This is a genomic window from Rahnella sp. PAMC25559 (genome assembly GCF_050632365.1).
GTDB lineage: Bacteria > Pseudomonadota > Gammaproteobacteria > Enterobacterales > Enterobacteriaceae > Rahnella > Rahnella rivi.
The window spans coordinates 225,096-235,390 of sequence record NZ_CP192544.1 but is presented as its reverse complement, the minus strand read 5'-3'; the positions used below and the strand labels follow the sequence as shown (position 1 = coordinate 235,390).

Sequence of the window (10,295 nt, the reverse complement as noted above, 5' to 3'; positions counted from 1 at the left end):
CCGCTCAATATTCATGTTCTGGAATGAACGTGAAGGAACAATGAATTAGGGAACAATGCAGATGAATAAAGAGATCATGTCAGAGAAAAGCAGTACCGCACCGGAGGCCGTGGCGTTCGATGGCCGCGCCGCGCAGGCGGAGAAACAAAAGGGGTATACCGCGTGGCTGAGCGCCATGCTGGATGTCGCCCGCCACTATCGTCTGGATTATTCAGAAGAGCATGTGAAAGCCACGCTCGCCTGGGAGATGGGCGCACCGCAAGACAACGTGCTTGATGAGATGGCGCATAAACTCGGGCTGGCGCGCGTGACCCGCTCATTCCATCCTGCCGATCTGGACCCGATGTCCGTGCCGTTTATTTTGACGCTGGACAATGGCCGTCTGGGCGTGGTGACGCATCTGGACGCCAGCGGCCAGTGCGCCGTGCAGTTTACCGAGGATCAGGGGCTGGAAACCACGCTCACCCCTGAACAGCTTTTATCGCGGGTGCAGAGCATCACTCTGCTGCGCCCTTTGCAGGCCCTGCCGGATGCGCGCGTTGATAACTACATCAAGCCGTACAAAAAGAACTGGTTCTGGGATCTGGCCCTGAAAGACTGGCGCCGCTACGGCGACATCATGGTGGCGGCGATGATCGCCAACGTGCTGGCGCTGGCCGGTATGTTGTTTTCCATGCAGGTGTACGACCGCGTGGTGCCCTCGCAGTCGGTGCCGACTCTGTGGGTGTTATTCGGCGGCGTGATGATCGCCATTGTGTTTGAATTCGTGATGCGCATGGTGCGCGTCCATATTTCTGACGTGGTGGGGAAACGCGCCGATTTGCGCATTTCCGACCGCGTTTTTGGCCGCGCGCTGCGCATTAAAAACGGCGCCCGCTCCAAATCCACCGGCTCCTTTATTTCGCAAATCCGCGAGCTGGAATCGGTGCGTGAACTGATCACCTCGACCACCATCAGCGTGATTTCCGACCTGCCTTTCTTCCTGTTATTCACGGTCATTCTGTGGATGATTGGCGGCCCGCTGGTGTTTGTGGTGCTGCTGGCGATCCCGCTTTTGCTGATCCCAGGGTTACTGATCCAAAAACCGCTGGCGAAACTGGCGAACGAAGGCATGCGCGAATCCGCAGTGCGAAACGCCTCACTGGTGGAAGCGGTGGAATCTCTGGAAGACATCAAACTGATGCGCGCTGAACAGCGCTTTCAGAATCAGTGGAACCACTGCAACGAAGTCTCCGCCGACATCAGTATGCGTCAGCGTTTTCTCACCAGCCTGCTGATGACCTGGACGCAGGAAGTGCAGTCGATCGTTTACGCCATCGTGCTGCTGGTGGGCTGTTATCTGGTGATGAACGGCGACATGACCACCGGTGCGCTGGTGGGAACCACTATCCTCGCCTCCCGCACCATCGCGCCGCTGGCGCAGATCTCCGGTGTGCTCTCCCGCTGGCAGCAGGCCAAGGTGGCGCGTAAAGGGCTGGATGAACTGATGCAGCGGCCTGTCGATCAGGAAGACGGGCAGAAAATGGTGCATAAGGCGCAGATCGCCGGTGAATACCAGGTGCACGATGCGGTGTTCTATTACGACGAAGAAGAGAAAGTGGCCAATCTGGCGCTGAACAACCTCCACATCAGGCCGGGCGAGAAGATCGCCGTGCTGGGTAAAAACGGTGCCGGTAAATCGACGCTGTTGCAGGTGCTGGCCGGCATGCAGCAGGTACAGCAAGGGCAGGTGGTGCTGGATAACGTCAACATCAAACAGATCGATCCGGCGGATTTACGCCGTGACGTGGCGCTGCACAATCAGCACGCCAGACTGTTTTTCGGCTCGGTGCGCGACAACATCACCATGGGCAGACCGCAGGCCACGGACGACGAGATCCATCAGGCGCTGGTGTTAAGCGGTGCGCTGACCTTTGTGCAGCAAAAAGAGAATGGCCTGAATTTCCTGATCCACGAAGGCGGCGTTGGCCTCTCCGGCGGCCAGCGTCAGGCGCTGTTATTAGCGCGTCACATCATCATGCAGCCGCAGGTGTTGCTGCTCGATGAACCGAGCGCATGGCTGGATGAAATCTCCGAGGCGAATCTGATCACTCACCTGGCCGCGTGGGGTAAAGGCAAAACGCTGGTGGTCGCCACCCACCGTCTGGCGCTGTTGCAACTGGTGGACAGGATTATCGTGATGGACAACGGACGCATCACGCTCGACGGCAGCAAAGACGAGATCCTCAGTAAACATTTCAGACCGAAAGGGCAGCCAGCCCAGGCCGCGAAAGCCGTCAATAAGGAGATGACATCATGAATGGAAACCAACGCCATCACCGGCCACTGAGTGAAAATACGTTGCCGCGTTCGACCCTGCTGGTGTGGAGCCTGGCGCTGATGCTGTTGTGCTTCACGCTGTGGGCGAATTTCTATACGCTCGACGAAGTCACCACCGGCACCGGCAAAGTCATTCCTTCGGCGCACGAACAGATCGTGCAATCGCTGGAGGGCGGTATCGTTCACAGTATTGACGTGCGCGAAGGCGAAGTGGTGGAGCGCGGCCAGCGTCTGGCGCAGCTCGACCGCACGAAAACCGAGTCCGGCGTGCAGGAAAGCCAGTCACGCCTGCACGCCGCGCTGGCGACGGCGGCACGCCTGACCGCACAGATCAACGGCACACCGCTGACCTTTCCGGCCGATCTTGACGATGAACCGGAGCTGGTGAAATCCGAAACTGAACTGTACAACTCCAGCCGTAACAGCCTGGAGAAGCAGCTTTCCGGCCTGAAGCAGGGCGTGGCGTTGATCCGCCGCGAGCTGAGCATGACCGTGCCGCTGGTGAAACAGGGCGCGGCCAGCGACGTGGAGGTGCTGCGTCTGCAACGTCAGATCAACGAAATGGAAAGCAAAGCCACCGATCTGGAAACCCAGTATCACGTGCGTGCGGGCGAAGAGCTGGCGAAAGCCAATGCGGAAATCGAAACCCAACGCTCGGTGGTTTTAGGCCGTAAAGATTCCCTGAACCGTCTGGAGTTTTTCTCCCCGGTTAAAGGCATTGTGAAGAATATTGACGTCAACACCGTCGGCGGCGTGATCCCGCCGAATGGCAAACTGATGACGCTGGTGCCGATTGACGATCAGATGCTGGTGGAGGCACAAATTTCACCGCGCGACGTGGCGTTTATTCACCCCGGCCAGAAAGCCAAAGTGAAAATCACCGCCTACGACTATTCGATTTACGGCAGTTTTGACGGAGAAGTGACCACGATTTCGCCCGACACTATTCAGGACGAGGTTCGCCGTGACGTCTATTATTACCGCGTGAACATAAAGACCAACGCCAATTATCTGGAAAATAAGCATCATGAAAAGTTTTATATTTTCCCCGGCATGATCGCGACAGTGGACATCAAAACCGGCAACAAAAGCATTCTTGATTATCTGCTGAAACCGCTGAACAAAATGAACGAAGCCATGCGTGAGCGTTAAGCCTGACGGCGGCATGACACAGAAAAGGGCGCGTTACCTGAGGTAGCGCGCCCTTTTTGCATCACCCGCAATCGTATTACTGGAAGTAGATATCGCCGGATTCGGCTTTGAGAATTTTGCCGTCGGTGTCGGTGATCATCGCGTAATTGCCCGCGATGTAGGTCCAGTGGCTGCCTGCGTCAGGGGCGGGCAGGTGGCGCTGTTGCCAGTCAACAATTTCATAAGGCTTGGTGCGGTATAAACCGGGCACGGTGTCGCCCAGTTTGTATTCGGTCGAGTCATCGAAGAACGATTTGATCTCATGAGAAGGGGTCGCCGCAGACGCGGTGTGCGACAGCGTCATCACGGAGGAGAAAACCAGAGCTGACAACATCATCATTTTTGAGTAACGCATAATATATCCCGTTAAAAACTATCAATATAACGTCCGTCGTCAGTCCTTTGTCGTCGCAACGAAGCCTGTACTTTTCAGTCTGGTCAGGATAATAACGAGAAACAGGCCGTAAGGCGGGGCGAATAATTGTGTCGAAATGCAAATGAGTGAAAGGGTTTCCCCTGCGGCGGGCAAGGGGTGCCTCAGACTCAGAAATATCCTTAATGACACATGACGGGGTCAATCTGTTCTACCTTTAGTGTTCCTTCATTCGTTTTTATACAAGGAGCCTGTGTATGAACAACAACAAAACGATCCCCGTTTCCCTTAACGATCCGCACGTGGACACTTTTCCAAAACCGCCGTTTGAACAGCAAAAGCAGCCGTTCCCCGGTCTGGTCAGCAAGATGATCCCGGTGCCCGATCACGGTGAAACCTCTTATAAAGGCAGTTCACGTCTGAAGGGGCGTAAAGCGCTGGTGACCGGCGGTGACTCGGGTATCGGCAGGGCGGTGGCGATAGCCTTTGCCCGTGAAGGGGCCGATGTCGCGATAAACTATCTGCCCGATGAAGAGCCGGATGCGCAAGATGTGGTGGCGTTACTGCGCAAGGAAGGCGTGAAAATCGTCACGATACCGGGCGATATCCGTGAGGAAAAATTCTGTCAGACGCTGGTGAATGAGGCGGCTGAACAGCTTGGCGGGCTGGATCTGCTGGTCAACAATGCGGGGCGTCAGCAGTTCTGCAATTCGATCAAAGACCTGACCACCGAAGCCTTTGACGCCACGTTCAAAACTAACGTCTATGCCATGTTTTGGATCACCAAAGCCGCGCTGGACTATATGCCACGTGGCAGCGCAATCATTAATACGTCTTCGGTTCAGGCATTTTTACCGAGCGATAATCTGCTCGATTATTCACAGACCAAAGCGTCGATTGTCGCCTTCACCAAAGGTCTGGCGAAGCAACTGGCCGCAGACGGTATTCGCGTTAATGCCGTGGCGCCCGGCCCGTACTGGACCGTTCTGCAAACCTCCGGCGGCCAGCCGCAGGAAAAGGTCGAGAAATTTGGTGAGCAGTCACCGCTTGGCAGACCGGGGCAGCCCGCCGAGATTGCCGGCATGTACGTGGCGTTAGCCTCCAGCGAAAGCAGCTACACCTCCGGACAGGTGTGGTGTTCGGATGGCGGTACCGGCACGGTCTGACCGACATGTCCCCTCAGAAACAACAAAGGCGCCCTCAGCAGGCGCCTTTTTTTTGGCAAGGCAGGGTTAACGGCTCATCTCGTTGAGTTTCGCCATCACTTCATCCGACAAGGTCAGCCGCGCGCTGGCCAGGTTTTCCTGCAAATGCTGCGATGATGAGGTGCCGGGGATCAGCAAGATATTAGGAGAACGCCTGAGCAGCCATGCCAGCGCCACCTGCATCGGCGTGGCCTGTAATTCTGCGGCCACCTCATTAAGCTGTGTTGACTGCAAAGGCGAGAACCCCCCCAGCGGGAAGAACGGCACCCAGGCGATCCCTAGTTCAGCCAGCTCATCCACCAGCGCGTCGTCGTTGCGGTTGGCGAGATTGTACATGTTCTGCACGCAGGCGATCGGCGTGAGCTTGCGGGCATCGGCCACCTGTCTGGCAGTCACATTGCTCAGCCCGATGTGGCGGATCAGCCCCCGCTCTTTTAACGCCATCAGCGCTTCCAGCTGTGGTTCCAGCGAACCTTCTGCGGGCTTATACACGTCGAGCATACTGCGCAGGTTAACGACGTCCATTGTCTCCAGCCCCAGATTGCGCAGATTATCTTCCACCGCGCGGGTCAGCTCCGGTGCCGAAAACGCGGGTAACCAGCCCCCCTTTTCATCGCGCCGCGCGCCGACTTTGGTGACGATGCACAGATCATCGGGATAAGGATGCAAAGCCTTTTTGATCAGCCGGTTGGTTTCATGCGGGCCGTAAAAGTCGCTGGTGTCGATGTGATTGACGCCCGATGCAACCGCGTCTTTCAACACCTGAATCGCCCGCGCTTCATCTTTCACCGGACCAAAAACACCGGGGCCTGCCAGTTGCATTGCGCCGTAACCTAAGCGTCCAACTTCACGGTCGCCGAGGCGATAAGTCATTGAGGGTTGTGACATGGGGGTTCTCCTGTGTGTGTTCATTCATTGTATCGGGCAACTGGCTGTGCAACTATCCGGTGAAATCAGGACAAACTGTACGAGGTTACGCACAATGCCAATGGACATCGCTCTGCTGCACGCCGTGGTGGAAGTGGCGAAAGCCGGGGGATTTCGGGAAGCGGCGCGGGTCACCGGCAGCAATGCCTCGCGGCTGAGTGATGCCGTGCGCCGTGCGGAACAGCAACTCGGCATCCGCCTGTTTCATCGCACCACGCGCACCGTCGTGCTGACCGAAGCAGGCCGGGCGCTGATGGAACGCCTGTTACCGGCCATGAATGAGGTCGATGCCGCGCTGGACGCCATCAATCGTTATCGCAACACGCCGGGCGGCACGCTGCGGCTGAACGTGCCGGTCAGCGCCACGCGCCTGATTCTTCCGGCGCTGGTGCCGGCGTTTTTACAACGTTATCCGGATATCCAGCTGGAGATCATCGCCGAAAGCAATGTGCAGGATGTGTTTCGCGACGGTTGCGATGCGGGTATCCGCTACGATGAATGTCTCGAACAGGACGTGGTGGCGATCCCCATCGGCCCGCGCCGTCAGCGTTTTGCCGCTGCTGCGTCTGCGGATTATCTCGATCGTCATGGCAGACCCGCACACCCGCGTGATCTGATGCAGCACGCCTGCCTGCGTGGCCGTTATGCCAGCGGCATCATGACTGCCTGGGAGTTTGAGCGGGAGGGTGAAAATCTCAGCGTACAGGTCAGCGGCCCGCTGGTGGTCAGCGTCGGCGGCGCGGTGGATCTGGCGGTGGATACCGCGAAAGCGGGCGGCGGCATTCTCTATCTGTTTGAAGACTGGCTGCAACCCGCCTTTGCCAGCGGTGAGCTGGAACCCATCTTACAGCCGTGGTGGCTGTCGTTTTCCGGGCCCTATCTTTACTACAACGATCGCCGTCTGATCCCTGCGCCGTTGCGGGCATTTATCGATTTTGTGCAGGAGGAGAACCTCCGTTGTCACCGCTGACCCCACGTCAGCGGTGCGTGCCTTCAGGGCAGGTCGTGCTGCCAGCTTTTGTAGACAAATTCCAGGGTATAGCCGTCAGGATCGACCACACCGGCGGCGTAATAGCGCGGATCGTAATAAAGACGTGCGCCCGGCGCGCCGTTATCCTTCGCCCCGGCGTTGATTGCGGCGGCGTACGCCTCATCCACCATGGCCTTACTGCTGGCGACAAAACCGATATGCGAGGCATCGCCGGTGGCTTTTGCCTGGCGCAGCCAGAAAAATATCCGGCCATGTGCGCCAAAACCGGTGAGATCAGGGTGCCCAGGCGGCCCGTCTTTGCCGTCGTAATCGACCCGCGAGGTGATGCCAAGCGGCGCCAGCGCAGCGGTGTAAAACCTGACCGAACGGTCAACATCACGCACTGAAACAAAAATGTGATCGAGCATAGAATCTCCGTCCGTCATTAAATGTGGTAGCCACCGGCGACTTCAATGGACTGCGCATTGATCCAGCGGCTGTCATCCGAAATCAACCCTGCGATCGCCTTTCCTACATCGTCCGGTTCGCCGACGCGGCCCAGTGCGGTTTGTGACGCCAGCAATGTTTCCAGCTCATCGTTGAGGCCACCGCCCAGCCCGGTCCGGATTGCGCCGGGCGAAACCGAATTTGCGCGAATGCGACGCGGGCCAAACTCTTTCGCCATATAACGCGTCAGTACCTCAAGCCCGCCTTTGAAGGCGGCATAAGGCGCAACGCCGGACGTTGTAACGCGTGTGGTGGCGCTGGTCACATTGACAATGTGGCCGCCATCAGTGAGCAACGACAGCAGTGTTTGCGTCAGGAAGAACGGGCCTTTCAGATGGACGTTAAACAGGCTGTCGAACTCATTTTCAGTCACGGTTTCAATCGGGTTAAACAGGCCGAAACCGGCGTTGTTGATCAGCACATCAAAATCACGGCGTTGCCAGACATCTTCCAGCACTGCCACAAGTTGTATACGAAAGGCAGCAAACGTCTGTGTACGGGAAACATCAAGCTGCATTGCCACGGCTTTGCCTCCGGCGGCGTCGATTTGCCTGACCACCTCGTCAGCCGCTTCCGGGTGACGATGCCAGGTCAGTATCACGCCCATTCCTTTTGCTGCGCACTCAATTGCTGTACTTGCCCCGATGCCGGTGCTTCCGCCTGTGATAAGAATGACTTTCATGATGTTGACTCTCGTTGTGTGGGTGTGCAGTAAGACTAAAGAAAGGCACCGGCTGAGGCTTCTGCGTTCCTGCTCGATTCTTGCCTGTTTCTGCTTTAAGCTCCCCGCACCCCTTTACCGCTGAGGCAGGATATGGATTTGCAATCCCAACTTGATGAACTGCGCGGACTGGCCGCTCATGCCGGGAACTGGCGAACAGAAACCGGGATCCCGCGCGTTGCCATGGTGCAGGGGAAAGTCCCGGCGGCGGCGCTGGCCGCAGTCTATGAGCCGATGATCAACCTGATCCTCAGAGGAAGTAAAACCATGACGGTGGGGGAGAAGGTCTTTAATTACGACCCCGCCTCTTACTTTGTCATGTCTGTGGATTTGCCGGCGGTGGGCGCAGTTCACCCGGCATTGACCGGCGAACCTTATCTGGCCGTGAGCCTGACCATCGATCCCCAGCGCGTTGCCACCTTGCTGGATGATTTACCGCATTCGCAGATGAGGGGCAGGCCGGAAGGCGGGTTCTCGGTGGCGTCAGTCACGCCGGAGTTGCTTGATGCCTGGGTGAGAATGCTGCGTCTGATGAAAACGCCTGATGACATTCCCGCTCTCGCGCCGGGCTACGAGCGTGAAATTCTTTATCATGTTCTCAAAGGCCCCCACGGCTGGATGCTCAGAGATATTGCCTCGCCGGGTACGATGCTGGCGAGGATCAGCAATGCTATCCAGTGGCTGAGGCACCATTTTGCCGAAGAGTTTGTGGTTGAAACCCTGGCCGGGCGCGAGGCGATGAGCGTTTCGGCGTTTCACCGGCACTTCAAGGCGGTAACGGCCATGAGCCCGTTGCAGTATCAGAAACGTGTCCGGCTGCTCCATGCCCGAACGCTGCTTTTAGGCCGTCAGCAGAGCGTCACTTATGTCGCTCAGGAAGTGGGCTACCGGAGTGTGCCGCAGTTTAACCGCGACTATGCGCGCATTTTCGGGCTGCCTCCGCTGAAAGATGTGGCGCAACTGCGTAAGGTGATCAAGGTGCGCGAGAGCCAGTGACGCGCCCCTCAGTCGAGTTTCAGCGCCGCCATCACCAGCGAAAATGCCGGTGAATGCTGTTTTCTGCTGGGGTAATAGAGGTAGTAGCCGGGAAACGGCAGGCACCAGGCATCGAGCACCCGCAGCAGTCGGCCTTCTTCGATGTGCGGCGCAAACTCTTCTTCCGGTAAAAATGCAATGCCCAGACCGGCCAGCGCCGCATCCACCATAGGGGCGGAAGTATTAAAGGTCAGTTGCCCGTTCACCCGCACGTTGACCGGCCCCTCTTCGTTATCAAACTCCCAGACATAAAGCCCGCCGGACGTGGTCTGGCGCATATTCATGCAGTTGTGTTGCAGCAGGTCATGCGGCGTCTGCGGCAGCGGATGTTTAGCAAAATACGCCGGGGAGGCCACCGCCGCCATGCGTAAGGCGGGGCTGACGGGCATCGCGATCATGTCTTTATCGATGGTGTCACCCAGGCGCACACCGGCATCAAACTTATCGGCGACGATATTACGAAAGCCGTGGTTGGCATCAAATTCCAGCCGGATGTCGGGGTATTCGCGTAATAACGGCGACAGTTTTGGCATCAGCAGGGTTTTAAGCACGTGCGGGCCGCAGGTGATACGTACGGTGCCGGCCGGTTTATCACGCATCTCGGTCAGCATATCCAGCCCGGCTTCAATCTCGTCAAAGTGTGAGCCAATCGCCAGCAATAACCTCTCTCCCGCCGCCGTCGGCGACACATTTCTGGTCGTGCGCGTGAGCAGGCGAATGTCCATTTGATTTTCCAGAGCGGTAATGGTCTGGCTCAGCGCCGGTTGCGTGACCCCGAGCAGCGCGGCAGCGCGGGTAAAACTCCCTTCACGGGCGACCGTGATAAAAGCGATCAGATCATTGAAATTACGTTTCATCACAGCTTCCGTCCTTCTATTAATAAGCAGGGCTTATAAGCCCATTAAGGATTCATTACCTAGTAAGAATATACCCGCCCTGTAGAATTTCCGGCAAGCAATAACGTCCGCAAAACAGGAAATACTTTCCCGGCGTTATCCCTTTAACTTTATGTTATTTCAGTTTTTATTCCCGTGAATAAAGACCGGG

Annotated in this window: 10 protein-coding genes; 5 read left to right on the top strand and 5 right to left on the bottom strand. The window is 57.1% G+C overall.

The window, feature by feature from the left end; all coding sequences use genetic code 11:
- Positions 1-61 precede the first annotated feature (61 nt).
- On the top strand, positions 62-2,299 hold the full coding sequence (locus tag ACQZQY_RS23510) for a type I secretion system permease/ATPase (protein ID WP_431297348.1): 2,238 nt from the start codon (positions 62-64) through the stop codon (positions 2,297-2,299).
- Positions 2,296-3,471: an HlyD family type I secretion periplasmic adaptor subunit gene (locus ACQZQY_RS23505; protein ID WP_183849221.1), complete on the top strand. Its 1,176-nt coding sequence runs from the start codon at positions 2,296-2,298 to the stop codon at positions 3,469-3,471. Before ACQZQY_RS23510 ends, ACQZQY_RS23505 begins: the two co-directional genes overlap by 4 nt.
- Before the next feature lie 76 nt (positions 3,472-3,547).
- Here ACQZQY_RS23505 and ACQZQY_RS23500 read toward each other — a convergent pair whose 3' ends face one another.
- Positions 3,548-3,865 (bottom strand): RcnB family protein, encoded by a 318-nt coding sequence (locus ACQZQY_RS23500; protein ID WP_056772628.1) that lies wholly within the window; start codon positions 3,863-3,865, stop codon positions 3,548-3,550.
- A gap of 275 nt (positions 3,866-4,140) precedes the next feature.
- Here ACQZQY_RS23500 and ACQZQY_RS23495 point away from each other — a divergent pair, with 275 nt between their 5' ends.
- Entirely contained in the window at positions 4,141-5,049 is a 909-nt protein-coding gene (locus tag ACQZQY_RS23495; protein ID WP_431297347.1) for an SDR family oxidoreductase, read from the top strand.
- A 66-nt stretch (positions 5,050-5,115) separates the two neighbouring features.
- On the opposite strand, the gene ACQZQY_RS23490 is transcribed toward ACQZQY_RS23495, so the two are convergent.
- Positions 5,116-5,976, bottom strand: coding sequence for an aldo/keto reductase family oxidoreductase (locus ACQZQY_RS23490; protein WP_431297346.1), 861 nt, complete (start codon positions 5,974-5,976; stop codon positions 5,116-5,118).
- Between the two features lie 94 nt (positions 5,977-6,070).
- Between ACQZQY_RS23490 and ACQZQY_RS23485 the strand changes: the two genes are divergently transcribed.
- On the top strand, positions 6,071-6,985 hold the full coding sequence (locus ACQZQY_RS23485) for a LysR substrate-binding domain-containing protein (protein WP_431297345.1): 915 nt from the start codon (positions 6,071-6,073) through the stop codon (positions 6,983-6,985).
- Between the two features lie 23 nt (positions 6,986-7,008).
- Here ACQZQY_RS23485 and ACQZQY_RS23480 read toward each other — a convergent pair whose 3' ends face one another.
- Entirely contained in the window at positions 7,009-7,413 is a 405-nt protein-coding gene (locus ACQZQY_RS23480) for a VOC family protein (RefSeq protein WP_056772611.1), read from the bottom strand.
- 17 nt (positions 7,414-7,430) lie between these two features.
- A complete protein-coding gene (locus tag ACQZQY_RS23475) occupies positions 7,431-8,174 on the bottom strand; it encodes an SDR family NAD(P)-dependent oxidoreductase (protein WP_431297344.1) in 744 nt (247 codons plus the stop codon).
- Positions 8,175-8,306: 132 nt separating this feature from the next.
- Here ACQZQY_RS23475 and ACQZQY_RS23470 point away from each other — a divergent pair, with 132 nt between their 5' ends.
- Positions 8,307-9,209 (top strand): AraC family transcriptional regulator N-terminal domain-containing protein, encoded by a 903-nt coding sequence (locus tag ACQZQY_RS23470; RefSeq protein WP_431297343.1) that lies wholly within the window; start codon positions 8,307-8,309, stop codon positions 9,207-9,209.
- An 8-nt stretch (positions 9,210-9,217) separates the two neighbouring features.
- Here the strand turns inward: ACQZQY_RS23470 and ACQZQY_RS23465 are convergent, their stop codons facing one another.
- Positions 9,218-10,105: a LysR family transcriptional regulator gene (locus ACQZQY_RS23465; RefSeq protein ID WP_056772602.1), complete on the bottom strand. Its 888-nt coding sequence runs from the start codon at positions 10,103-10,105 to the stop codon at positions 9,218-9,220.
- Positions 10,106-10,295 lie beyond the last annotated feature (190 nt).